Origin of the sequence: Enterobacter sp. 296B2 (genome assembly GCF_034106185.1) — a bacterium.
GTDB classification, from domain to species: domain Bacteria; phylum Pseudomonadota; class Gammaproteobacteria; order Enterobacterales; family Enterobacteriaceae; genus Enterobacter; species Enterobacter cloacae_N.
This window is the reverse complement of sequence record NZ_JAWNCA010000026.1, coordinates 1-24,669: the sequence shown is the minus strand read 5'-3', so window position 1 is coordinate 24,669 and position 24,669 is coordinate 1. Positions and strand designations below refer to the sequence as shown.

21 protein-coding genes and 2 tRNA genes are annotated in these 24,669 nt (G+C 50.0%); 1 reads left to right on the top strand and 22 read right to left on the bottom strand.

Annotated elements, in window-relative coordinates; all coding sequences use genetic code 11:
* Positions 1–89: 89 nt before the first annotated feature.
* From nlpI to URZ40_RS17565, 9 genes are all read right to left on the bottom strand, one after another.
* A complete protein-coding gene (nlpI, locus tag URZ40_RS17605; RefSeq protein WP_061096959.1) occupies positions 90–974 on the bottom strand; it encodes a lipoprotein NlpI in 885 nt (294 codons plus the stop codon).
* A gap of 108 nt (positions 975–1,082) precedes the next feature.
* Positions 1,083–3,221: a polyribonucleotide nucleotidyltransferase gene (pnp, locus tag URZ40_RS17600; RefSeq protein WP_116342261.1), complete on the bottom strand. Its 2,139-nt coding sequence runs from the start codon at positions 3,219–3,221 to the stop codon at positions 1,083–1,085.
* 242 nt (positions 3,222–3,463) lie between these two features.
* Positions 3,464–3,733, bottom strand: coding sequence for a 30S ribosomal protein S15 (gene rpsO / locus URZ40_RS17595; protein ID WP_003861789.1), 270 nt, complete (start codon positions 3,731–3,733; stop codon positions 3,464–3,466).
* Between the two features lie 154 nt (positions 3,734–3,887).
* Positions 3,888–4,838 (bottom strand): tRNA pseudouridine(55) synthase TruB, encoded by a 951-nt coding sequence (truB, locus tag URZ40_RS17590; protein ID WP_116342263.1) that lies wholly within the window; start codon positions 4,836–4,838, stop codon positions 3,888–3,890.
* Positions 4,838–5,242, bottom strand: a complete 405-nt coding sequence (gene rbfA / locus URZ40_RS17585) for a 30S ribosome-binding factor RbfA (RefSeq protein ID WP_041907887.1) — start codon at positions 5,240–5,242, stop codon at positions 4,838–4,840. The genes truB and rbfA overlap by 1 nt, the downstream gene beginning before the upstream one ends.
* Before the next feature lie 102 nt (positions 5,243–5,344).
* Positions 5,345–8,032 carry a translation initiation factor IF-2 gene (gene infB / locus URZ40_RS17580; RefSeq protein WP_116342265.1) on the bottom strand — a complete coding sequence of 896 codons (2,688 nt, stop codon included), beginning with the start codon at positions 8,030–8,032 and terminating at the stop codon, positions 5,345–5,347.
* A gap of 24 nt (positions 8,033–8,056) precedes the next feature.
* Entirely contained in the window at positions 8,057–9,559 is a 1,503-nt protein-coding gene (gene nusA, locus URZ40_RS17575) for a transcription termination factor NusA (RefSeq protein ID WP_014885374.1), read from the bottom strand.
* A 28-nt stretch (positions 9,560–9,587) separates the two neighbouring features.
* Positions 9,588–10,040 (bottom strand): ribosome maturation factor RimP, encoded by a 453-nt coding sequence (gene rimP, locus URZ40_RS17570; RefSeq protein ID WP_014833432.1) that lies wholly within the window; start codon positions 10,038–10,040, stop codon positions 9,588–9,590.
* 207 nt (positions 10,041–10,247) lie between these two features.
* Positions 10,248–10,324: transfer RNA gene (locus URZ40_RS17565), tRNA-Met, on the bottom strand.
* A 287-nt stretch (positions 10,325–10,611) separates the two neighbouring features.
* On the opposite strand from URZ40_RS17565, the gene argG reads away from it, so the two are divergent.
* Positions 10,612–11,958: an argininosuccinate synthase gene (gene argG, locus URZ40_RS17560; RefSeq protein ID WP_023294661.1), complete on the top strand. Its 1,347-nt coding sequence runs from the start codon at positions 10,612–10,614 to the stop codon at positions 11,956–11,958.
* Between the two features lie 182 nt (positions 11,959–12,140).
* Here the strand turns inward: argG and URZ40_RS17555 are convergent.
* From URZ40_RS17555 to URZ40_RS17495, 13 genes are all read right to left on the bottom strand, one after another.
* Positions 12,141–12,227: transfer RNA gene (locus URZ40_RS17555), tRNA-Leu, on the bottom strand.
* Between the two features lie 9 nt (positions 12,228–12,236).
* Positions 12,237–12,569 carry a preprotein translocase subunit SecG gene (secG, locus tag URZ40_RS17550; protein WP_021242256.1) on the bottom strand — a complete coding sequence of 111 codons (333 nt, stop codon included), beginning with the start codon at positions 12,567–12,569 and terminating at the stop codon, positions 12,237–12,239.
* Positions 12,570–12,776: 207 nt separating this feature from the next.
* A complete protein-coding gene (locus tag URZ40_RS17545; RefSeq protein ID WP_320720942.1) occupies positions 12,777–14,072 on the bottom strand; it encodes a M23 family metallopeptidase in 1,296 nt (431 codons plus the stop codon).
* Positions 14,072–14,908: a prepilin peptidase gene (locus URZ40_RS17540; protein WP_320720941.1), complete on the bottom strand. Its 837-nt coding sequence runs from the start codon at positions 14,906–14,908 to the stop codon at positions 14,072–14,074. The genes URZ40_RS17545 and URZ40_RS17540 overlap by 1 nt, the downstream gene beginning before the upstream one ends.
* 152 nt (positions 14,909–15,060) lie before the next feature.
* Entirely contained in the window at positions 15,061–16,089 is a 1,029-nt protein-coding gene (locus tag URZ40_RS17535; RefSeq protein ID WP_316379860.1) for a type II secretion system F family protein, read from the bottom strand.
* A complete protein-coding gene (locus tag URZ40_RS17530; RefSeq protein ID WP_316379859.1) occupies positions 16,073–17,611 on the bottom strand; it encodes an ATPase, T2SS/T4P/T4SS family in 1,539 nt (512 codons plus the stop codon). Before URZ40_RS17530 ends, URZ40_RS17535 begins: the two co-directional genes overlap by 17 nt.
* Positions 17,608–18,336, bottom strand: coding sequence for a hypothetical protein (locus URZ40_RS17525; protein WP_316379858.1), 729 nt, complete (start codon positions 18,334–18,336; stop codon positions 17,608–17,610). The genes URZ40_RS17530 and URZ40_RS17525 overlap by 4 nt, the downstream gene beginning before the upstream one ends.
* Entirely contained in the window at positions 18,324–19,238 is a 915-nt protein-coding gene (locus tag URZ40_RS17520; protein ID WP_316379857.1) for a hypothetical protein, read from the bottom strand. Before URZ40_RS17520 ends, URZ40_RS17525 begins: the two co-directional genes overlap by 13 nt.
* 3 nt (positions 19,239–19,241) lie before the next feature.
* Positions 19,242–19,784 (bottom strand): pilus assembly protein, encoded by a 543-nt coding sequence (locus URZ40_RS17515; protein ID WP_316379856.1) that lies wholly within the window; start codon positions 19,782–19,784, stop codon positions 19,242–19,244.
* A gap of 11 nt (positions 19,785–19,795) precedes the next feature.
* The gene (locus tag URZ40_RS17510; protein WP_320720940.1) at positions 19,796–21,253 is read right to left on the bottom strand and encodes a type II and III secretion system protein; all 1,458 of its coding nucleotides are present in this window, start codon (positions 21,251–21,253) and stop codon (positions 19,796–19,798) included.
* 13 nt (positions 21,254–21,266) lie between these two features.
* The gene (locus URZ40_RS17505) at positions 21,267–21,743 is read right to left on the bottom strand and encodes a TcpQ domain-containing protein (RefSeq protein ID WP_320720939.1); all 477 of its coding nucleotides are present in this window, start codon (positions 21,741–21,743) and stop codon (positions 21,267–21,269) included.
* A gap of 27 nt (positions 21,744–21,770) precedes the next feature.
* Positions 21,771–23,723, bottom strand: a complete 1,953-nt coding sequence (locus URZ40_RS17500; protein WP_320720938.1) for a type II secretion system protein — start codon at positions 23,721–23,723, stop codon at positions 21,771–21,773.
* An 80-nt stretch (positions 23,724–23,803) separates the two neighbouring features.
* The gene (locus tag URZ40_RS17495) at positions 23,804–24,517 is read right to left on the bottom strand and encodes a type IV pilus major pilin (protein ID WP_320720937.1); all 714 of its coding nucleotides are present in this window, start codon (positions 24,515–24,517) and stop codon (positions 23,804–23,806) included.
* Between the last annotated feature and the right edge of the window lie 152 nt (positions 24,518–24,669).

Below are 24,669 nucleotides of genomic sequence, written 5' to 3'. Positions count from 1 at the left end.
TCAAAGTAGATGTATTGACGAACAACAACGCCCTCACCAGTGAAGGTGATGGCAATCAAAAGATTACGGGCTGATGTTTATGTCGTCAGCTATTGCTGGTCCGATTCTGCCAGGTCGTCTTGCTCCTGGCCCAAGAGCGATAATTCCAACAATGCATAACGGTGCTCAACGAAGTTATGTACGTTGTTAGCAACCGCTAATTTGAACAGTGCCGTAGCGCTGTCCATATCCCCCAGACTTAGGTAGTACTTACCTAAATAGAAGTTGGTTTCACTGAGATGCTCAGCGAGCGAGGTGTTATCCGTTGCGTCCGCCTTGAGGCGTTCCATCAGCGTTGCTTCGCTAATGTTGCCCAGGTAGAACTCGACAATGTTCCATCCCCACTGTTCCTTATCCGATTTATCGAAGCGCTGTTTCAGGGCTTCTTTTGCCTGCTTCTCATCGAGCTTCCGCTCAACGATGTAAAGCCACAGGCTTCGGAAAGGATCATTAGGATCGTCTTGATAAAACGCCAGCAGATCATCTTGCGCTAACTTATCACGACCGCCGTAATATAATGCGATACCGCGATTCAAGTGCGCGTAGTTGTAAGTTGGATCAAGCTCAAGTACAGAATCAAACGCTTCATAGGCAGCATCAAAATTGCCTGCCTGCGTTAAATAAATGCCTAAGTAATTGAATACTTCAGGCATATCAGGTCGGATAGCCAGCGCTTGTGAAAAATCATTTCGCGCTAATGCCCTCAGACCAAGACTATCATACAACACTCCGCGCTCATATAAAAGCTGTGCGCGTTCGTCATCGGTTAAAGCCCGACTGGCAAGTATTTGTTCCATGCGTGCCAGAATCACTTCCTGTTGCAAAGTCGGTTGCAATGGCACTGCGAGGACTTCGCTCTTACGCCAGGCAGAGTTGCTGCATCCTGCCAGCGTTAAAGCTGTCGCAACGAAACACCAGCGCAAAAAAGGCTTCATTTCCCACTCCCGAAGACAACTATTGGATGAACGTCCTGTCCCCCGGCGGCTTAACAAGGCGTCCTGCCTGATAACAGGCCCTCCGCGAAGCGGAGGGCAAATGGCAACTTACTCGCCTTGCTGTTCAGCAGCCGGAGCTTCCGGCGCCGCAGCAGGCTGAGACTGCTCGGTTGCTTCTTTAATGCTCAGACGGATACGGCCCTGGCGGTCAACTTCCAGAACTTTAACCGGTACTTCCTGGCCCATCTGCAGGTAATCGGTCACTTTCTCAACGCGCTTGTCAGCGATCTGAGAGATGTGAACCAGACCTTCTTTACCGCCACCGATGGCAACGAACGCGCCAAAGTCAACGATACGGGTCACTTTACCTGCGTAGACGCGGCCCACTTCGATTTCTGCAGTGATTTCTTCGATGCGACGGATCGCGAATTTCGCTTTCTCGCCGTCGGTTGCTGCGATCTTCACAGTACCGTCGTCTTCGATTTCGATGGTGGTGCCCGTCTCTTCGGTCAGCGCACGGATTACGGAACCGCCCTTACCGATAACGTCTTTGATCTTGTCTGGATTGATCTTGATGGTGTGAATACGCGGAGCGAATTCAGAGATATCACCGCGTGGCGCGTTGATAGCCTGTTCCATCACGCCCAGGATGTGCAGACGCGCACCTTTAGCCTGGTTCAGAGCAACCTGCATGATCTCTTTGGTGATACCTTCAATTTTGATATCCATCTGCAGCGCAGAGATACCGTCGCGGGAACCCGCCACTTTGAAGTCCATATCGCCCAGGTGGTCTTCGTCACCCAGAATGTCAGACAGAACAACGAAGTTGTCGCCTTCTTTCACCAGGCCCATTGCGATACCCGCAACGGCGGCTTTGATTGGCACGCCTGCATCCATCAGCGCCAGAGAGGCACCACACACGGAAGCCATGGAAGAAGAACCGTTGGATTCGGTGATTTCAGAAACCACACGAACGGTGTACGGGAATTTGTCTGCTTCTGGCATTACTGCCAGTACGCCGCGCTTCGCCAGACGACCGTGACCAATTTCACGACGCTTCGGCGAGCCAACCATACCGGTTTCGCCTACGGAGTACGGAGGGAAGTTGTAGTGGAACAGGAAGCTGTCAGTGCGCTCGCCCATCAGTTCGTCGATGATCTGCGCGTCACGTGCGGTACCCAGGGTCGCGGTTACCAGCGCCTGCGTTTCACCACGGGTGAACAGCGCGGAACCGTGAGTACGTGGCAGTACGCCAGTACGCACGTCCAGACCACGGATCATATCTTTTTCACGGCCATCGATGCGCGGCTCGCCTGCCAGTACGCGGCTACGAACAACGTTTTTCTCGATAGCGTGCAGAATTTCGCTCAGCTCGTTAGCGTCCAGCGTTTCGTCTTCAGCGATCAGGGTGGCGATGGTTTCGTCTTTGATCGCGTCAACCTGAGCATAACGCTCCTGTTTGTCGGTGATGCGGTAAGCATCACTCAGACGAGATTCTGCCAGTGCCGCAACGCGTGCGTTCAGCGCGTCGTTTGCCGCTTCTGGCTGCCAGTCCCAACGTGGTTTACCGGCTTCTTTCACCAGGTCGTTGATGTTCTGGATAACAATCTGCTGCTGCTCGTGACCGAACACCACAGCGCCCAGCATCTGGTCTTCGCTCAGCAGTTCAGCTTCGGATTCCACCATCAGCACAGCCGCTTCGGTACCGGCAACCACCAGGTCCAGCTTACTTTCTTTCAGCTCTTCCTGAGTTGGGTTCAGCACGTACTGGTCGTTGATGTAACCGACGCGCGCGGCACCGATTGGACCATTGAATGGAATACCAGACAGTGACAGGGCAGCGGAGGCACCGATCATGGCAACGATGTCCGGGTTAACCTGTGGGTTAACGGAAACAACGGTTGCGATAACCTGCACTTCGTTAACGAAGCCTTCCGGGAACAGCGGACGAACCGGGCGGTCAATCAGACGCGCGATCAGGGTTTCGCCTTCGCTTGGACGGCCTTCACGACGGAAGAAGCCACCCGGGATTTTACCGGCAGCGTAGGTACGCTCCTGGTAGTTAACGGTCAGGGGGAAAAAGTCCTGACCTGGTTTAGCTTTTTTCTGGCCAACAACGGTAACGAATACCGCGGTGTCATCCATGCTTACCATAACGGCAGCAGTCGCCTGACGTGCCATCATGCCGGTTTCCAGCGTGACGGTATGTTGGCCATACTGGAATTTACGAACGATCGGATTCAGCAAAATTCTGTCCTTTCTTAAATGTATGACAGCACACCACCGGCGTGCTGTCGATTTAACCCGACCTTCTTCGCATCCTCGCGACTAATGACAACCGACACCCCCATGGGTGAAGCCTCTCATTAGCCGCGCGAACCTCTGCAATGAAGATCATTTATAGCAACAATACAATAGTTTCCATTGAATTGCTGCCGTCTGGTTGAAAAAAGGGGCCATCAGGCCCCCTTTTCTGAAACTCGCAAGACTTAGCGACGCAGACCCAGACGCTCGATCAGAGCGGTGTAGCGTGCAACATCTTTACGCTTCAGGTAGTCGAGCAGTTTACGACGCTGAGAAACCATGCGCAGCAGACCACGACGGCTGTGGTGATCTTTTTTGTGCTCTGCAAAGTGACCCTGCAGGTGGTTAATCTGTGCAGTCAGCAGTGCAACCTGAACTTCGGTAGAACCGCTGTCGTTAGTACCACGACCAAACTCAGAAACGATTTTAGCTTTAGCTTCAACGCTTAGAGACATTTTCAAACTCCAAAGTATAAAGAATGTAAGGGTGCCGATCTCTAATTCAGCGACCCCATGTACGCCCAGCAGATTGTTAAACAATTCACCGGACGTTAAGCGGCGATATTCTACTCGTCTCCCCTGCTTATCGCAAGGTGAGCCGTTATCGCCGTCACGCGTCGACCGGATATTCGACGACCAGACGACGCGGCGCAACGCGCCCTTCACCGTCCATTTCGCCCATACCGATGAATTTCCCTTCCTCACCTTCCGTCACGCGCACAAGCCCTTCCAGCGGTGCATCCGCCGTGCGAACCGGATTGCCGTTCTTAAAGTAAACGGACGATGTTAAAGGAAGATTAACTACCGGGAAGTCCGCAGCCGGACTGTCCATTGGCATCAGCAAAGGATCTAACAAATCTGCCGGCGCGATCCCCTGCGCTTCCGCCTGTTCAACCAGCGCGCGTAGCTGCTCAAGCGTCACCATGCGCTCCACCGGATACTTGCTGACCGCCAGACGACGCAGGTAGATCACATGCGCGCCGCAGCCCAGCTTTTCACCCAGGTCGTCGATGATGGTGCGAATATAGGTCCCTTTCGAACAGTGCACTTCCAGCTCAAGCTCATCGCCTTCGTGGCGAATGAACAGCAGCTCATACACGGTAATCGGACGGGCTTCACGCGGAACCTCGATGCCCTGGCGTGCATATTCGTAGAGTTTCTTACCCTGGTATTTCAGCGCCGAATACATCGACGGCACCTGCATCGTGTCCCCGCGGAAGCTCTCCAGCGCCGCATCAAGCTGTTCAGCGCTGAAGGTCACCGGGCGCTCTTCCACCACCTGACCATCCGCGTCGGAGGTATCCGTACGCTGGCCTAGCTTCGCGATAACGCGATAACGCTTATCCGAGTCGAGCAGGTACTGGGAAAACTTTGTCGCCTCCCCCAGGCAGACCGGCAGCATACCGGTCGCCAGCGGATCGAGCGCGCCGGTGTGGCCCGCACGGTTGGCATTAAAAATACGCTTCACTTTTTGCAGCACGTCGTTGCTGGATGCACCCTGCGGTTTATCCAGCAGCAGCACGCCATGCACGTCACGACCGCGACGACGAGGACGACTCATCAGTCCTCCTTGCTGTCGTCCGTCGGGTTAACACGACGTTCGTCGTCATGTTTCACCACGCTGGTCACCAGGTTGGACATGCGCATACCTTCAACCAGCGAGTTGTCGTAGAAGAAGGTCAGCTCTGGCACGATACGCAGGCGCATCGCTTTGCCGAGCAGAGAGCGGATAAACCCGGAGGCTTCCTGCAGTGCTTTAATGCCGTTTTTCACCGCCGCTTCGTCCTGATCGTTCAGGAAGGTCACGAACACTTTGGCATAGGCCAGGTCACGAGACATTTCCACGCCAGAGACGGTCGTCATCATACCGATACGCGGGTCTTTAATTTCGCGTTGCAGGATGAGTGCGATCTCTTTTTGCATTTCCTGCGCCACGCGCTGTGGGCGACCAAATTCTTTCGCCATAATAAATTCTCCAGACAAAAAAGGGGCTAAAAGCCCCTTTTAAAATTATTGCCGGGTGGCACGAGGCGATCCCGGCCTACATATGGACTGATCCCGACGGGATTAGTCGATGCTGCGTTGGATCTCGATGATTTCGAACACTTCGATCATATCGCCAACGCGAACGTCGTTGTAGTTCTTCACGCCGATACCACATTCCATGCCGTTACGGACTTCGTTAACGTCATCTTTGAAGCGGCGCAGGGATTCCAGCTCGCCTTCGTAGATAACCACGTTGTCACGCAGCACGCGGATTGGGTTGTGACGTTTGATGGTACCTTCGGTAACCATACAGCCCGCGATCGCGCCGAATTTCGGTGATTTGAATACGTCACGCACTTCAGCCAGACCGATGATCTGCTGTTTCAGCTCAGGAGACAGCATACCGCTCATCGCCGCTTTCACTTCGTCAATCAGGTTATAGATGACGGAGTAGTAGCGCAGATCCAGGCTTTCCGCTTCGATCACGCGGCGAGCAGATGCATCAGCACGCACGTTGAAGCCAACCAGGATGGCGTTAGAAGCTGCAGCCAGGGTCGCGTCGGTTTCGGTGATACCACCTACGCCAGAACCGATGATCTTCACTTTCACTTCGTCAGTAGACAGTTTCAGCAAGGAGTCGGAAATCGCTTCCACAGAGCCCTGAACGTCGGCTTTCAGTACAACGTTCACTTCGTGCACTTCGCCTTCGGTCATGTTCGCGAACATGTTCTCGAGTTTAGATTTCTGCTGACGAGCCAGCTTAACTTCACGGAATTTACCCTGACGATACAGAGCAACTTCACGCGCTTTCTTCTCGTCACGCACTACGGTCACTTCGTCACCCGCAGCCGGAACACCGGACAGACCCAGGATTTCCACTGGAATGGACGGACCCGCTTCCAGCACTTCCTGGCCCAGTTCGTTACGCATCGCACGAACGCGGCCGTATTCGAAGCCACACAGAACGATGTCGCCCTTGTTCAGGGTACCTTCACGAACCAGAACGGTAGCAACCGGACCACGACCTTTATCAAGGAAGGATTCGATTACCGCGCCGCTCGCCATACCATTGCGAATCGCTTTCAGCTCCAGAACTTCAGCCTGCAGCAGGATAGCGTTCAGCAGGTCGTCAATACCGGTACCCGCTTTAGCAGAAACTGGGATGAACTGCGCTTCGCCGCCCCACTCTTCCGGCATAACACCGTACTGAGACAGTTCGTTCTTCACGCGGTCCAGATCGGCTTCTGGCTTATCGATTTTGTTGACTGCAACAACCAAAGGCACCTGCGCCGCTTTTGCGTGCTGGATAGCTTCAATGGTCTGTGGCATGACGCCATCGTCTGCTGCAACAACCAGTACAACGATATCCGTTGCCTGAGCACCACGAGCACGCATTGAGGTGAACGCTGCGTGGCCAGGGGTATCCAGGAAGGTGATCATGCCGTTTTCAGTTTCTACGTGGTAAGCACCGATGTGCTGGGTAATACCACCCGCTTCGCCGGAGGCAACCTTCGTAGAACGAATGTAGTCGAGCAGAGAGGTTTTACCGTGGTCAACGTGACCCATGATGGTCACAACCGGTGCACGCGGTTCAGCCGCAGCGCCAGTGTCACGGTCGCTCATTACTGCTTCTTCCAGCTCGTTTTCACGACGCAGGATAACTTTGTGGCCCATCTCTTCGGCAACCAGCTGTGCGGTTTCCTGGTCGATAACCTGGTTGATGGTCGCCATTGCGCCCAGCTTCATCATCGCTTTGATGACCTGAGAGCCTTTAACCGCCATCTTGTTCGCCAGATCGCCAACGGTGATGGTTTCACCAATCACAACGTCACGGTTAACCGCCTGAGCTGGCTTCTGGAAGCCCTGCTGCAGAGAAGAACCTTTACGCTTACCGCCTTTACCACCACGAACCGCTGCACGTGCTTCTTCGCGATCAGCTTTAGATTCAGCGTGTTTGTTGCCTTTCTTCGCCGGACGCGCGGCTTTTGCATTACGACCACGGCCACGACCGCCTTCTACTTCACGGTCGTTATCATCTTCAGCCTGACGCGCATGCTGAGAAGTGGTCACGTGATAGTCGCTGGTATCTTCAGTCAGTTCAGCGGTATTCACGCCATTCTTCTCGTTTTCTTCTGCCATACGGCGCGCTTCTTCAGCGACGCGGCGAGCTTCTTCTTCCAGCTTACGGCGGGCTTCTTCTTCCGCTTTACGCTTCAGCTCGGCAGCTTCATTTTCACGGCGGGCTTTTTCAGCCTGGGCGGTTTTGGTCATTTCGTCTGTCTGTTGATTGCTCACTTTGTCTTTTTCCGCAGCGTCACGCTTCACTTTATCACTGGCGTCGCGTTTCGCTTTTTCTGCGGCCTCACGTTCAGCTTTTAATTCTGCTTCACGTTTAGCGGCTGCTTCCGCCTCACGCTGAGCTTGTTCTTCCGCTTCACGCTGTGCCTGCTCTTCCGCGGCAAGGCGCTCTGCCTCTTGCGGATCACGTTTTACAAAGGTGCGCGTCTTGCGGACTTCAATTTGTACCGATTTACTTTTGCCACCGGTACCAGGGATGTTTAACGTGCTGCGCGTTTTGCGCTGCAGCGTTAACTTGTCAGGCGTAGAACCGTGTTCACGGTTCAGATGCGTTAACAAGGTTTGTTTTTCTTGCGCGGTCACCGAGTCATCAGCGGACTTCGGGATCCCTGCATCAGCAAATTGCTGTACCAGGCGGTCCACGGAGGTCTGAATCTCAGCAGCCAGCGATTTTACAGTTACATCAGTCATGCTGTTCCTTCCTGCTACAGTTTATTACGCTTCGTCGCCGAACCAGCAAATATTACGTGCGGCCATGATGAGTTCGCCGGCTTTCTCGTCGGTTAAACCTTCGATATCGGCCAGGTCATCAACGCCTTGCTCAGCGAGATCTTCCAGCGTACAAACACCACGGGCAGCCAGCTTGAACGCAATCGCACGATCAAGACCTTCCAGATTCAGCAGGTCATCAGCCGGCTTCTTATCGCCAAGGCTTTCTTCCTGAGCCAGTGCCAGGGTGGTCAGTGCGTTTTTAGCGCGTTCACGCAGGGCTTCAACGGTTGGTTCATCCAGACCGTCAATTTCCAGCAGCTCTTTCATTGGCACATAGGCCAGTTCTTCCAGCGTAGAGAAACCTTCTTCTACCAGAACAGTGGCGAAGTCTTCGTCAATGTCGAGGTATTTGGTGAAGGTATCGATCGCTGCATGGGCTTCAGCCTGATGCTTAGCCTGCAGGTCATCAACGGTCATGACGTTGAGTTCCCAGCCGCTCAGCTGTGACGCCAGACGTACGTTCTGACCGTTACGGCCAATCGCCTGCGCCAGGTTGCCCGCTTCAACAGCGATATCCATGGTGTGTTTGTCTTCGTCAACAACGATAGACGCCACATCGGCCGGAGCCATTGCGTTGATCACAAACTGCGCCGGGTTGTCGTCCCACAGAACGATATCAATACGCTCGCCGCCCAGTTCAGTAGAAACCGCCTGAACGCGCGCACCGCGCATGCCGACGCAAGCCCCGACCGGATCGATACGCTTGTCGTTGGTTTTCACCGCAATTTTCGCACGGGAGCCCGGATCGCGAGCTGCTGCTTTGATCTCAATGACTTCTTCGCCGATTTCCGGCACTTCGATGCGGAACAGTTCAACCAGCATTTCTGGTTTAGAACGGGTCACGAACAGCTGCGCACCACGCGCTTCAGGGCGCACGGCGTACAGAACACCACGAATACGGTCGCCCGGGCGGAAGTTTTCACGCGGCAGCATATCTTCACGCAGGATCACGGCTTCAGCGTTACCTGGCATCCCTTCGGATTTAATTTCCAGAGAGATGTTGTCGCGGTTCACTTTCTTCACCACGCCGGTGATGATTTCGCCTTCCTGATCGCGGAACTGATCGACAACCAGCGCGCGCTCGGCTTCGCGCACTTTCTGCACGATAACCTGCTTAGCGGTCTGGGTGGTGATACGGTCGAAGGTGACAGATTCAATCTGATCTTCAACGTAGTCACCCACGTTCAGACTTTCGTCTTCAAAACGTGCGGCTTCCAGGGTGATCTCTTTGGTCGGCTGGGTAACTTCTTCTACGATTACCCAACGACGGAATGTATCGAAGTCACCGCTTTTACGATCGATTTCTACGCGAACATCGATCTCTTGTTCGTATTTTTTCTTGGTTGCTGTAGCCAGTGCACTTTCCAGCGCTTCGAAAATTTTCTCGCGCGGCAGTGATTTCTCGTTGGAGACGGCTTCAACAACAGCCAAAATTTCTTTGTTCATCGCGGGCTTTTCACCTCAATCCAGACTGTTAAAAGTGGGGAACCAGGTTCGCCTTCTGGATATTACTCAGCGCGAACACTTCATCTTTGCCTTCGACTGTCACCGTGATCATTTCACCATCAACGGCTTTGATAATTCCCTGCCATTTACGGCGGTTCTGTACGGCCATACGCAGAACGAGAGCCACTTCTTCACCGGTAAAGCGCACATAGTGCTCGGCCGTGAACATCGGGCGATCCAGGCCAGGTGAGGAAACTTCCAGGTTGTACGCAACGGTAATTGGGTCTTCAACATCAAGAACCGCACTCACCTGGTGGCTGACATCAGCACAATCATCAACATTGATGCCATCTTCACTATCAATATAGATGCGCAGCGTCGATGTACGGCCGCGAACGAATTCGATGCCGACCAGTTCGTAGCCCAGTGCTTCGACCGGTGCAGTAATCATCTCTGTTAATTTTTGCTCTAATGTGGACAAGCCCACCCCCAAGACATAAAAAAAGGGCGTAAAGCCCAGTTATTCTGTAGTCAGATAACAAAAAACCCCGATAAATCGGGGCTTTAGATAACTGAACCCTATAGCCACAACTGTGGCCTGGAGCACTCTCCGAAAGAATTTTTTCAAATCCAGCTACGAAGGCTCTAAGTCTTCACAGTATATTTGAAAAAGAACTTTATGGGAAAGTGGTTGCGGGGGCCGGATTTGAACCGACGACCTTCGGGTTATGAGCCCGACGAGCTACCAGGCTGCTCCACCCCGCGCCTGAAACGTGGCAAATTCTACGCGTTTTGGACAGAATTTGCAAATAATGCTGGGATTTGGTACCGAAGACGGGACGTAAAATCGGCGTTTAGTATATTGATAGTTGACCCCACCTGTCAAGGCGACTTCCGCCAGACAGAACAGACCAAAATTTTTACAAAAAACGCACGAGTCTCTTCCGGTATTCGATAAAAGATGATTAAATGAATACTCACTTATTTTGCATAAAAATGCACAAGAGAGCGAAAGCGGTCTCTAATCAGTCAATCAAGCAGGGTTTTATTCTATGACGACGATTCTCAAGCATCTTCCGGTAGGACAACGTATTGGCATCGCTTTCTCAGGCGGCCTGGATACCAGCGCTGCACTGCTGTGGATGCGCCAGAAGGGAGCGGTTCCGTATGCATATACTGCGAACCTGGGTCAGCCGGATGAGGACGACTATGATGCTATTCCTCGTCGCGCTAAAGAGTATGGTGCAGAAAACGCACGACTGATTGACTGCCGTAAGCAACTGGTTGCAGAAGGTATCGCGGCTATTCAGTGCGGTGCGTTCCATAACACTACCGGCGGCCTGACCTATTTTAACACCACCCCGCTGGGCCGTGCCGTCACTGGCACCATGCTGGTTGCCGCCATGAAAGAAGATGGCGTGAACATCTGGGGTGACGGCAGCACCTATAAAGGTAACGATATCGAACGTTTCTATCGTTATGGCCTGCTGACCAACGCAGAGCTGCAGATCTACAAGCCGTGGCTGGACACCGACTTCATCGACGAGCTGGGCGGCCGTCATGAGATGTCCGAGTTTATGATTGCCTGCGGTTTTGACTATAAGATGTCCGTCGAGAAAGCCTACTCCACCGACTCCAACATGCTGGGTGCGACGCACGAAGCGAAAGACCTGGAGTTCCTGAATTCCAGTGTGAAGATCGTTAACCCGATCATGGGCGTGAAGTTCTGGGACGAGAACGTGAAGATCCCGGCAGAAGAAGTGACCGTACGTTTCGAACGCGGCCATCCGGTTGCGCTGAACGGCAAGACCTTCTCTGACGACGTTGAACTGATGCTGGAAGCAAACCGCATCGGCGGTCGTCACGGTCTGGGCATGAGCGATCAGATAGAAAACCGTATCATCGAAGCGAAAAGCCGCGGCATCTATGAGGCTCCGGGGATGGCGCTGCTGCACATCGCGTACGAGCGTCTGCTGACCGGCATTCACAACGAAGACACCATTGAGCAGTATCACTCTCATGGTCGTCAGTTGGGCAAACTGCTGTATCAGGGTCGCTGGTTCGATCCACAGGCGCTGATGCTGCGTGATGCGCTGCAGCGTTGGGTGGCAAGCGCGATCACCGGTGAAGTGACGCTGGAACTGCGTCGCGGTAACGACTACTCCATCCTGAACACCGTGTCGGACAACCTGACCTATAAAGCAGAGCGTCTGACCATGGAGAAAGGTGAGTCTGTGTTTTCTCCGGACGACCGTATTGGTCAGTTAACCATGCGTAACCTGGACATCACCGATACCCGGGAGAAGCTGTTCAACTACGTTGAGAATGGTCTGCTCTCCGCGAATTCCGGTAACGGCCTGCCGCAGGTTGAGAACCTGGAACACAGCGATAAGAAGTAATCGCTGATGTAACATGCAAAAGGCGCCCACACGGCGCCTTTTTGTTTGGCTTTTGTAGGGCGGGGTAGCGCCCCCCCCCCCCCCCAATTTTCCCCGGGGGGGGGGGCCGACCCCGGGGCCTACGAACGGCAAAAGCTACAAACGAAAAAAAGACGTCTTTCGACGTCTTTTTTCTGGAATATTGGTACCGAGGATGGGACTCGAACCCACAAGCCCGTTAGGGCACTACCACCTCAAGGTAGCGTGTCTACCAATTCCACCACCTCGGTACGGAATACTTACTGCGGGATATCGCTGGTTGGCTTAGCCGGTGCAGCTGGCTGAGTCTGCTCAGTTTTCGCTGGCGCGCTCAGATTTTCCCACTCACTTCCTTTACTGGTCTTGTTGCTGTTGATATTGCCCAGCACCAGACTGATGATGAAGAACAGCGTAGCCAGAATCGCCGTTGTGCGGGTCATGAAGTTCGCAGAACCACTTGAACCAAACAGCGTACCGGAAGCGCCTGCTCCGAAGGAGGCTCCCATATCAGCGCCTTTACCTTGCTGCAGCATAATCAGCGCTACGAGAGCGATGGCTACAATAAGGAAAACAACTAAAAGAGCTTCGTACATAATCAACCTGTTCCTTGCGGATTTGCCGCATACCAATGCTTCGACCAATTAGCAGGATTTTTGTTTCCCACTGAAGCGGGTGTGAATACTAACCAAAGCGAATGGCCTTCGCAAGGGCATTTTCGTTCCATTTTATCAAGTGAGGAAAAAACCATCAAAGTGATTTTTAAACGACCATAAAACAACGCTCTAAACCGGGAAACCTTATTATTTTGCTTTGGAATTGGCTTGATCTATCTTTTTCAGCTTGTACTTTCCAAATTTTTTCACGATTCGCCAGTCACCGTCATCTGTTTCAATGATCTCCTGGGGCGAATACATGGTCATTTTTCGCCCGGTTCGTACCCCAATTTGCACAGAATCCCCTTCCCCCGCGATCACCGCAATTTTCGGGGTCATATCGACAGGTTCGGGTGCCGGTACTGGCTCCGGCACAGCACTTGTCTGCTCGATGGTCCGTTCACGTCTTTCACCAGCCGGTTCAAAAAGCAGCGTCATCGGGTCAAGCAATTTATCATCATGAATGATCTCAAGATGCAGGTGGGGCCCATCGGTGCGCCCCGTGTTACCCGACAACGCAATCACATCCCCTTTCTGAACATACTGATTTTTTATCATCAGCAGCTTATTAAGGTGCAAATATCGGCTGCTCCAGCCGTCGGGATGACGGATCGTCATATACAGACCGGTGACAGGCCCATATCCTGTTTCCACAATCATGCCGTCTGCAATAGACATGACTTCACTATTCAAAGCTGCACGAAGATCGACACCCTCATGACGCATAAACGTATGCACGATTGGGTGATAACGCATACCAAAAGGCGAGGTTACCACTGGCTCAGAGCGTAAGGGGAAGACGAACTGTTGCCCTCTTGCCTTTTGACTTAATAACGGCTTCCAGACCGGCGCAGGTGCGCTACTGGTTGGGATCGTGGAATTCATTACCGAAAACACGCTACTTACTGCCGCTCCCCCATCCACAGGAAGAATATCCTCGTCAGAGGAATCATCTGGCGCGACCTCAAGCGAGCCAGGTTCATCCGTTTTCACGATCAGTGAAGCAGGATCAAATGGTACAACGATAGGCTCGTCTTCTGGCTCCTCGGGTGGGGGAGCAATACTTTTTTTACAATTGATTTCCCCAAAATAATTTAGTTCGGTTGCGTGATTCCACCGTCCCAGCAAAGAGCGAATATAGCGCTGTGAAAAACAGTATTCAGGGCCATCGGCTTTCGGATGACGATGAAATATATGTTGTGCTGGCGGCAGATACGGTGCCAGCCAGGCGACGGTATCTGATACGGTGAGATAATGAATACGCTCAGGATCGTCATCACACGTTGTTCGCACGGACGATTCATTCATCCGAAAATCGGGCGAATGCGTTTTTGCGTTAAGTAACTGCGACAAGCCTTGATACGTCGAGTAATAGCACTCCGGTCCAATCGTCGAAGCGGGATGCAGGGTTAACAGCACACCGGATAACAGCAAATAAGACATTATGTTAGCACCTCCATGTGCATAATGATGACAGCGGTAATAGCAATTGCAGGGCCGAAGGGAATATATCCCCCCGTGTTCTTTTTATTTTGTGAGCGTGTGTTTGAAATCCAGCGCACTAAAAAGAACACGGCACCCAGTGACGCCGACCCCAGCATTAATTGACCAACATTATCGCTGCCAATCCACGCGGCGCAGGCCGCAAAGAGTTTAACGTCACCATTTCCAAATCCTTCCCGGCCGGTTACCCACGTAAATCCTTTTGCCATTACCCAGCTAAACGCCCAAATAAACGCAGCGCCAATAACGCTATCACGAGGGGAGACAGGAATAATGTTTCTGACAGATGCGATCAACCCAGCCCAGAGCAAAAAATATACGAGGCTATCTGGCAGGAGAAAGGTCTTCAGATCGATCATCGCCAGGGTGTAAAGCAGGCTTAAAAATAATGCCACAAACACAATTTGGATCAGGCTATGCTGAGGGTAATAGCAGAAAACTAGTAAGAAATACCCGAACCCTATCAACGCTTCACTTAAGGGATATTGAAACGGAATTGTGCTTTTACAGCAGCGGCATTTACCACGCAAAAACACCCAGCTTAAAACCGGAATATTATCCCACGGCTTAATGGGTGTCTGACAAAGAGGGCAGTGCGATGGCGGCCACCAAAGATTGACATTGGGCAATGTTTTCAACGTCTCGTCGTCAGCCGTCTCCCGGAAAAGCATGATTGGCAGACGGTAAATCACCACGTTAAGAAAACTACCAATCAACAACCCTAATACTAACGCCAGCCATGGGTAGTAAGGGGCAAAAAACGCTTCCAGGCGCATTTAAACATCCTTATTAATAGCAACCAATGCATCTTTTACGACGAGAACCGGGCATACATCGTAGAGATGTATTTTCCACGATGTACTCCAATGAGATCAACGATGCTAAATGGATATTTTTCACTGTAATACCATTTGACATCGCGTTTTGATTAACCGCCAGCAGTTTGAGAGAGCGTATCCATCAATGCGAACAATGATACAAATACCCATACTACGCATCCACCCAGTATTACCGTTGCCAGGTTTTTTAATAAACCGGCCAGTTTTTTGATGTACTCCTGTATATGGTCGCGGGAACGATCGGACACCGAGCGTAATACCTCATTAAACGAGGGCAGTTCAGCATACAGACTGATGTTCAGCAATTCCTCTTTACCGAGTAGACCTGTCGATAGCGCCTTACTGTAGTGGATCCCTTGCGCCATTTTGTCATTCATCACATCAATATGCCAACGTAACCAACGGTTGGCGTTCAGCCGTACAATATGTAAAGAGTCAGTAAGAGGAATGTTGTTACTAAGCATCAACGCAAGGTTATTCAGAAACACGGATGACGCAAGTTGTCTATAAGTGGAAAATGGCAAAATTTTGTCAAATATTTTATTGCGCACGTTACCGCTCAAGTTTGCCATGGCAAATTTTGCAACGAAGACAAAAATGACAAAACCCAACAGAATCTTCAGCCATAACCCTTGATAGAGGGCAGTACCAAAATTATATAAATTCTGGGTTACGCCAGGCCATTTTTCCACAGGGACTACCGAGGCGAAAGCCGGGAAGACCTTTTGCGAATAACCTGCAATAACGATCAGTGACAGGCTTATCATTATGAGCGGGAAAATCAGCGCACCAACAATTTTTTTTCGCAGTTCGTCATTATATTTAATGACCGCTACCAGCGTCAAAAAACCATCGGCGAGGCTTCCGCTTTTTTCTGCCGCCGTAATCACGCTGAGCTCTGAGTTAGGTACGACATCAGAGAACACAGCAGACACTGAAACCTCCTGCTTCATTTGCAGGATAACCTCGCCCAGTTTATCACTGAATCCTTTCCCCAGAAGCGTACGCCCTTCTGTTTGCAGCTTTTGCAATGAATCGAATAGCGGCAACCCTGCGCTAATCATATCGGCGCAAAACTGGTAAAGGTATAAACGCTGCTTTTTACCGAATTTTTTCAACGATCATCTCCAGATCTTCTTCAGTCATTTCGCCAAACTCCATGGCAAACCATGCGGCATCAATGCGCCCTTTCAGCACATGTGACATCACTTTTTCACGGATTTCGAAACCTTCTGTCAAACCAGGCGCTGTAGCACGTTTTTTACGCCACAGCGTATAAACGTTGAGCCATTCTTGCCTGGAGATAGCAGCCAGCTCGTCATAGGTTGGCAGGAAGTATTCCATTGCCAGCTGTCGTCCTTTGATACCGCTCTGACGACATTGCTCACAGCCGCCTTCACCAGCGGTGTAAAGAGTAAACTCACGACCGGAAATGGTTTTTGTACCCATAACGGTCTTACAGTTTTCACACAGCACCGGCACCAGCTTCTGACACTGCAGCCCCGCGACGAACCCCGGAGTTGAGAGTTTGTCACTGCCGATCCCCAGGGCCGACATACGCTGCAGCAGCGAAACAATATTACCGGCGTGCACGGTGGTGAAGCAGTAGTGACCACTCTCTACTGCCCCTGCCAGCGCGTTAGCGGAAATGTTGTCTCGAATTTCCCCTACCATGAGGACATCGGGATCGCGGCGCAGGGCCGACTTAATAGCGGCATGGAAACCACCGCCAGAAACATCCACCACGGAGCTCTGCTTCGCACCGTAAATCTGATACTCAACCGGGTCCTCCACCGTCAGAAAACAACCGCGATCTTCATAGCGGTTGATTTGCAGCCACTCCATCAGGTTTTTCAGAGTGGTAGATTTACCTGAACCCGTCGTACCCGCAATAACGTAAGCACCGTATGGGTTGCTGAGGATTTTTTTTAGATCCGCCACTTCCTCTTCAGAAATGCCGATTTTGTCCAGCGAGCCGATATTCCCCTTCTGCAAACCTGAGGGAATAATACGCAGAACCGCATGGTAACAATCCGCCGTTTCACCAAATATCGGGAAGTGAGCATAGCGGAAGCGATATGGCTTACCGGACAAGTTGTAAAGAATGTTGGCGTTTTGCGGGATAGCACGGTTCCACGTGGTATCACGTGTCGTCGCTTCTACGTTGTAAAGCACGAACACCAGCTCATCGCAGAGTTGGGACTTAAGCTGCATGAACGGCATTAAAACGCCGTTTACGCGAGCCTCAAAGAGTGCCAGCACATCGTTACGCGTAATGTGTAAATCACTTGCGCCCATGCTAACCACGCGCTGAAGAATCGCTGCCAGCCGCTTCTGTGTATCGGTAATATCGATGTTTTTATTCGCATCGCTGAGCAGCTTCAATGAGACGTGCTCAACGATACGGTAATAGTCTTCTTCAGCGACAAGCGCCAGGCCCACGACCTGACGTTTGTGCTGAGAAATCAGTCTCGACACCTGTATCTGATATTCAAATAAGCTGCCGATGCTGAGCGTACTCACCACGAGGTAATCGTTCTCCTCGACCGTAGCCGTGAAACCGATCCCTTCGAATTCCTGGTAAGTCCATTTTCCAGCGAGCAATTCGTCGGCTGATATACGCGTAAAATCCAATGTCACTGCACTGCTTCCTCTGCCATTACAACTGACTTCCTGTCTTTAGCGAGCTTAAACTTTCTGCCCCCCACATCGAACGTTTCGCCCGGGCGAACATAACGAAGCGTATCTCCGCTCTGCACCGCAACGCGATTTGTGCCACCGATATCGGCTTCCAGCACCACACGCGGCATGACAATCGCTGCAGCGACTGGCGCCTGCGGCTTGGATACCGCTGCCGGGGCTTCAACCCGCGGTGCAGCCTTCATCTTGTCTTCGCCACGGAGTTTACGAATCTGGCTGCGAAGTTTTTCAAGCTCCACCTCGTTAGCCAGTTTTCTGCGCTGCTGTTCAAAGGCGTAATCATCTTCAACAATTGACGCCAGCTGATCCTGGACTGACGCTGTATTGGCCGCGTCTTCCTGCTTAGCTTCTTCTGACTGCTTTTCTGTTGTTTGAGGCTTAATCTTGTTCTTTTTCTCACCAGCCGACTGGGCTGATACCAGGTTTGAAGCAGTCATCGCAGGCTTTTCAGCCGCCTTTTGCTGAGCAGCCTCAGCCGGAGCTGACACGAGTTTTGCCTTAGCATCGTGTAGCTCTTTTTTCATTGCCTCTGCGCCAGTTTTCACGAGAACGGGCTGCGTTTTATTTGCCGGAACCTGCGGTAAGTCAGTTGTCGGAGCGGCTTCTGCGCTCCCAACCAAAAACGTTAACGCACTGGCCATTACCATCGATTTTACTTTTTGCATACCAGTCCTCCTGAAACTTTCATTCCTTTGTCTTTCGTCTCTAATTTATTAACAATAAAAGCATCGCGATACGCTTGCTTATAAAGTAACAACTGCATGTTCGTCATATCGTCTGATGATAATGCACTCTCACCTGATTTTATTTCCAACTCCCATTTACCTACCTGCAACCCATAACTTTTTACTTTTCCAGAAAGCGTGGATTCAAGGTCACCAAGGCTGGAGCCGGGCATTTTTTTAATCACAATCTGGCCAAGGTTTTTACCATTTTTGCCCTGACCTTTAACCATCGAATTGAATGTCATAATATAGGAAACCACATCACTACATGCGTGTAATTCAAGTGGTTTTTTATTGTCATAAGCTTCCTGGTGCTTATTTTTATTCAGATGTGACTCTATCTTATCGTACTGGAAATCCATCTTATTTTTTGCGGATGAGTTCCCTTTCCCTTTTGCAATAACGGTAGGTTTATACCATTTACCCCAGAAAGGTTTTTCCGGCAACGCCCATAAAGCCCCTTTACTAAAAGCATAACTGAACTTGCAGGATTTGTTATCACAGTTAAACGCATATTTATCCTTCGGGATGATCTCAAGTGTCTTATCACTTCTTTTAATTTCATCAAGCAATAATACAGTCTCATCAATACCACCGCCGGCCAGAGAACTTGTGTAGAAACTCTTAACCTTTGCGATATCATCCCGCAGTTTTTGGGCAGCCTGCTGTTGGCGTGCAATCGCCTCTTCTTTCGCCTTCGCTTCTGGAAGCATGACGAAGTAATACCAGGCTCCCGCGCTACCGCCGATGATAAGAATAAGAATAATCAAAATCCCTATAATCAGCTTTAGCTTTGAAACCGTGCCGTTTTTATCTTTCCAGAAATACATTCCTTCCAGCATACGTTATCCCGTCACAAAAAAATGAAGCAACAATGCCAAAACAGCCAAAAACGCAACACCGCCCGAAAAAATAGAACCGATGATGATACGACGGCGTCGCTTCAGACGCGCCTGTCGAGCACAGCAGCGCTCGACAACGGCAGTAATCTGAGTCTCTTCCAGAGGCGTGACTTCCAGATGACTGTACTCATCGGTGTGCTTCATTAACTCATCAAAAAGCGCTTTGTTGATAAAGCAGTCCGTTCCGCTGACGATCCGACCGTCATTAATAATCAGAAAATATGTCGCCTGATTAGATTCATGAGAGAAATAAATCCCATCTCCATAGAGCTCTTTTACATAAAGTGCAAACGGCTCGTAGAGCGTGGAGATCTTTGTGCTGTAACCAATAGCCAACTCTCCAACAGAATCTTTATAAACCAGACGGCGATAGGCTTTCATCATCCCGCGGAATGAGGCCTGCTCCGCCGGTTGCAAGTGCTCCAGGCTTTGAGGCTCCCAGTAGAGTCCGGTTAATATGTTATTCTTGAATAAAATATCATTCATCGCGAAGCCACTTATTCACCACGTGAAGTAATTGGCTGACGATAATAGTCAACCCCGATTACCATCAGGACCGTTGCGACGCCGTCTGAGTGAGTGTCATTGGCCCCCAACACTTCATACTGGAGTCCATCTTTCGATGCCTTCGCTTCAAATTTACCTACAACCAGCAAATCTCCCGGCTTGATAATGGAAGAGTTAAACGACTCGGTAGTGCTGACGTTTGGCAGCTGTACGTCTTCATACTCGTCAATAGAGTTGAGGAAACGCTTGGTGAAACCGCTGACCACTTCGATACGGCCATCAGACAACACGCGCGGGGTGATGATAAAGCTGGTACCGGTGACAATTTCATCAGTATTAATTTCAACGTTAACTTCACCGGTATCATCTGTTGTACGCGTTCTTCCGGATACATAGTATTGAGACTGCGTCATGTTGACCGGAATCGCCATATTGTTGCGCGTGATGAATGAACCACTTTGCAGCGATTCACTACCCGTTAATTTATATAACGCATCCAGACCCGTACTGATATCAACATGGCTGTTCTTCCAGCCCGCGGTGATACCGCCGCCGAGGTTATTCAGGATACTGCTGCTGATATTGATGGTGTTATGTGCATCTGCAAAATTAAGATTTAAACCGCCGCCCAGATTCTTCTCTTTTGTTTTATCAAGTAAATAAATGCGATACGTGACAATAAACTGACGGCTGTTATCCGCTTTATATTTATCCAGCGCTTTGCTCAATGCCTCATGTTCAGATGGACGTGAATTCACCATCAGAATCGAAGAATCCTTAAACAGAGTGTAGTTACCGGACGTGACGTAGTTTTTCGCCATATCTTCCACATCATCCCAGAAAGAGGACTCAAACTTCGTCTCGGATTTTCCGGTCAGGCCGCCACCAGACGTCGCTTCGTTACCTGACAGATCCAGGTTCGTTTCCGTTTTGTTATTTTCGCCATAGAAGTCAAGACGCATAACATAGGTATCGAAGACGTTAATTTTAAGAATGTTGCTGGCGTCCAGCGCAGTGCTGACGTCATAAAGCGAACCGATATACTTCATGAAGTCTTCGAAGTTGCCGTCAAACTGCACGGAGCGCGGCGTGTCCCACGAGTCATCGGTGCTTGCTTTTTTCCCCCCCATCGCAGAGGCGTTAATACGGAAGCTAATCCCGGTTTGTGCGGAAACCACCTCCATCAGAGCCGACAGCGTGGTAGGTTCATAGGAGGTAATTTTCACATGTTTGCCCATTACCTTCTGCTGTTCAACGCTGTACTGTACTTTCTTGCCTAAATAGGCAGAGTCATACTTAATATAGGGCTTGGTTTTCGCGTCATCAATGGTGGTTGAATCGGAAGTATTTTCTGTAATTTTTTTTGGGATGTCGTATTTTTTTTCAAAATCGCTTACGCATCCTTGCGCAAGGAAAGCCAGCAATAAGATACCTGTTTTCAGTTTCATGGGTTCCATCCACTTACATTTCATCAATAACGATAACGTGGTTTTTTTCGTATTTCTTAACGACTAAACCGTAATTTTCAGAGAAAAAGAGTTCACCTAACGACTGTAAAATGTCGTCATCACTTTTCCCACTCAAGGTAATAGTATTGTAAATCAGATAATCTTTTTTACTGTTCCAGAACAGTTTGTAATGGTTGCCTTCAGACCACTGTTTTAATGCCTGGCTTAACAATATGTTTTCCGGCAGCACCAAAGAACGTGCCCCAGACGTTGCGGGTACCGCTGTCGCTACGGGCGCCATCGGGACATAAGCTGGCGATACACCATTTTCTTCAGCAAAAGGGTTGCGTGGTGTCGCAGCGCCCGCAGACGTCGTAGTATTCGCAGCCAGTGACACCTCTGAAGAGGTGTTCATTGATGCAGAGGTATTACTCACGCAGCACAGTAATATGCCTGCTACAATCCATTTATTGCTGTTAATAATATTCATATTATTTATATTCCATTATATCAAAAGTTATTCATAATGCTGTGTGTCGATTAAATCTTCTGGTGTACCACTTTGTGGAATCGTGCTACACCATTGTGTAATGGTATAAGAAACAGTATTTGGATTGAGAATATTCATACCTTCCCCCGTAGTGGCGCTATACATGCCCATTGTTGCACTCACTATCCAGACATATTTTGTATTTTGATAGATGTAGTGCGCACCAGCAGTTCTTTCCGGCATTTGGTGGGGCCCGTTAGGTGTAGTATCTTGCTCTGCAAATTCAACCTGGACAGCAATTCCTCCAAACATCCCCACAGGGTATTCATCTTTCAACATTGCTCGGTTTTGGTCTTGTATGGAAAAGCCCCAAGGTCCTGTAGGATGGCCGTCATCAGGCTGGGGTTGAGCAGCAATGGAAGAAATAGATGCCGCTAACCGAGGATAAAGTTGTCGCGTATATTTAAATTTCCTGATGTTACCTTCATCATCCAGAACCGGTTGCCCATCACCGTCGATAAGGGTAAGTTCCTGCTCCACTTTTGGACACGTTTGGACAGCGTAGCGGAACCCCCCTTCATTGGTTGCGACCCGACCTTCATAAGCAAAATCATTGTATTCCACATATGATGGTTGCTTTTCGCTATCAGGTAATTCTTCGCCACCAAACGTGTGGTCTAAGTTCGTGCCATGACCAACAGGGCCACCGTAGCCGACAGAAGGTGGCGTAACTAATTCATAGGCATCATAATGCTCAGAAAAGTAAGTGCCACTACGAAGAGGTACTTGGCTGTCTACGTAAGGGTTATATGTATCAACTCTTTGATCGTCCAGAGCATATTCTGCTACGTGGTTTCCACCATACATTTCGTTGATTGTTAAAGGGACCGGATTATTATTTTCATCAAAGACTAACCAACCATTGCCAGCTCTTTTGAATATCGCAACTTTTGTTGCTGTATTTTCCATGACAAGATTTGCTTTCAGGGTGCCTGTCATATCGTTATTCCTGGTATTGTCAGGGTCTGTCATGGTCAGATCCAAAACGGTATCCTCGCCATGAGCGCCGGTTCCCGCATTATCGTCGTAGCACAGCTTCACGCCGCTATCGCCACGGGCCCAACAGACCTTGCCGCCGGCATTGCTGCTATTGCCCGAATTATCGTTAGTATCAATAGTAAAACGCACGCCAAACTCGTCTTTCTTGTACTGGTCCAGTGCATCAAGGTTGCTGGCCATGCTGCTCAGCTCAATCGGTGTTTTATTATCTTTTTTATTCAGAACCAGCTGCCAGTTCGATAAACTATTTGTGCGGTGCACAACCATCGCATGCGATACTGTAAAACCGGCTTTTGAGAACGCCTCGGTAAAATGGGGCGCGAAATCGGCAAAATGATAATCGGTGTTTACTTCTTCTTTTTTGAACCGAACGATCGTATCAATGCGATTGATATCGAATTGACGATCAGAGTCTTTATCCCCCCCCGCAAAACCCACGCGATCAATGACCGCAGTAGAGTTGGTTGCCACATTGCGCATAAAACAGGGCAGATACTCTTTTTCAAACGCAAAAGTTGATTTCAGCGATGATTTACAGTTGCTGCTTAAGAACAGATAGCGCTGCTGTTTGGTTTTATTATTGTCATCACCCCACAGATAATAATTATCCTTGCTGCCCGTGTCGGTGGCATCAATTTCATTCGTAATGCGCGTATGATAAACCTCATACTCACTATTTTCATCGCTATAGAGTGGACTGTCAGTTTCGTTTTTCTTGCCAACCAGCGCAATGGTGTCATCATCAATAAATTCCAGTACCCCCTTCATTTCCTCAGCAAGGGCGTCGGCGACGTTCTGCTGAGCGATATTCTCGGCTTTTTTCCGCGCATAATGCGTGTACATCACCATAACGCCGCCAGCAATAGCCAGCACAATAATGATTTCCAGCAAACTGAAGCCTGAATCCTTTCTGATGCGCATCGTTCAAGTCCTGTTTAGGTAATTAACAAAGCCCCCCATCAACAGGGGGGCTCACTAAATAACAAGTATTAAGTACTTAATTATTTGCTACCGAAGATCACACCGTTAATTGCACCATCGCCATCACAAACGCCAGCAGCGGTGATGTCTGTAGCGGCAATTTCGCCAGAGGTCAGTGTCTTCAGAATTGCGCCAGACTTAGTGTTGCTCAGGTTACGACCTGAAACACTCGCAATAGTAGTACCCGCATTAGCACCGGAGTTCAGCGCTTCAACGTAATCCCACTGGTTACCCATCTGAGAAATCAGGTTACGACACTCTTCAGTCTCCAGACCGTTTACAACCAGAACGAATGCTTTGTTCTGAGAACTGGTACCATCCAGTTGTGCATTGGTAATCTGGAATGCGTCGTTGGAAACGCCGTTGAAAGATTCGTCAGGAGAAATCTTACCCAGTTTAACCAGGGTAACAATTGGCGTATCCAGTGTAGACTTAGAGATATTAGATTTGGTCAGACCAACAATACCGCCTTTATCTTCAGGATAGCTGCCTTCATCCTTAAACGCTTCAGCCATAGAGGTACGAATGCTGTTCGCGTTGTTCTGAATATCAGACAGGTCCTGCGCGGTGAATGCACGCTGCGCCAGAATAACAACGCCTGCCGCAATAACACCGATAATACCCAGTACAATGATGATTTCCAGCAGGGTTACACCGCGCTGTTTACGCATCTCCTGTAATTTCGCAGCCTTGCGATTCAATTTTCCTTTCAGATTCCAAACCATGGTGTTCATTCTCTTTCCCTTTAAATTATTTTAATTCCCAAGACCGTTCCTGAGAACGCAGCGCATTATAGGAATGCACATCACGTTTTTATAGCCCCATACAACCACTATAGGAATATATTTAGACCCAGAAACATAATGCAGATAGACTTTATTTACAC

Excerpts from the sequence above, each read along its gene's own strand:
- URZ40_RS17515 (WP_316379856.1), bottom strand. The coding sequence starts at position 19,784 with ATGAATGATATTTTATTCAAGAATAACATATTAACCGGACTCTACTGG.
- URZ40_RS17520 (WP_316379857.1), bottom strand. The coding sequence starts at position 19,238 with ATGCTGGAAGGAATGTATTTCTGGAAAGATAAAAACGGCACGGTTTCA.
- URZ40_RS17525 (WP_316379858.1), bottom strand. The coding sequence starts at position 18,336 with ATGCAAAAAGTAAAATCGATGGTAATGGCCAGTGCGTTAACGTTTTTG.
- URZ40_RS17505 (WP_320720939.1), bottom strand. The coding sequence starts at position 21,743 with ATGAATATTATTAACAGCAATAAATGGATTGTAGCAGGCATATTACTG.
- secG (WP_021242256.1), bottom strand. The coding sequence starts at position 12,569 with ATGTACGAAGCTCTTTTAGTTGTTTTCCTTATTGTAGCCATCGCTCTC.
- infB (WP_116342265.1), bottom strand. The coding sequence starts at position 8,032 with ATGACTGATGTAACTGTAAAATCGCTGGCTGCTGAGATTCAGACCTCC.
- nlpI (WP_061096959.1), bottom strand. The coding sequence starts at position 974 with ATGAAGCCTTTTTTGCGCTGGTGTTTCGTTGCGACAGCTTTAACGCTG.
- URZ40_RS17510 (WP_320720940.1), bottom strand. The coding sequence starts at position 21,253 with ATGAAACTGAAAACAGGTATCTTATTGCTGGCTTTCCTTGCGCAAGGA.
- URZ40_RS17540 (WP_320720941.1), bottom strand. The coding sequence starts at position 14,908 with ATGCGCCTGGAAGCGTTTTTTGCCCCTTACTACCCATGGCTGGCGTTA.
- URZ40_RS17495 (WP_320720937.1), bottom strand. The coding sequence starts at position 24,517 with ATGAACACCATGGTTTGGAATCTGAAAGGAAAATTGAATCGCAAGGCT.
- URZ40_RS17500 (WP_320720938.1), bottom strand. The coding sequence starts at position 23,723 with ATGCGCATCAGAAAGGATTCAGGCTTCAGTTTGCTGGAAATCATTATT.
- rbfA (WP_041907887.1), bottom strand. The coding sequence starts at position 5,242 with ATGGCGAAAGAATTTGGTCGCCCACAGCGCGTGGCGCAGGAAATGCAA.
- truB (WP_116342263.1), bottom strand. The coding sequence starts at position 4,838 with ATGAGTCGTCCTCGTCGTCGCGGTCGTGACGTGCATGGCGTGCTGCTG.
- URZ40_RS17545 (WP_320720942.1), bottom strand. The coding sequence starts at position 14,072 with ATGTCTTATTTGCTGTTATCCGGTGTGCTGTTAACCCTGCATCCCGCT.
- argG (WP_023294661.1), top strand. The coding sequence starts at position 10,612 with ATGACGACGATTCTCAAGCATCTTCCGGTAGGACAACGTATTGGCATC.
- nusA (WP_014885374.1), bottom strand. The coding sequence starts at position 9,559 with ATGAACAAAGAAATTTTGGCTGTTGTTGAAGCCGTCTCCAACGAGAAA.
- rpsO (WP_003861789.1), bottom strand. The coding sequence starts at position 3,733 with ATGTCTCTAAGCGTTGAAGCTAAAGCTAAAATCGTTTCTGAGTTTGGT.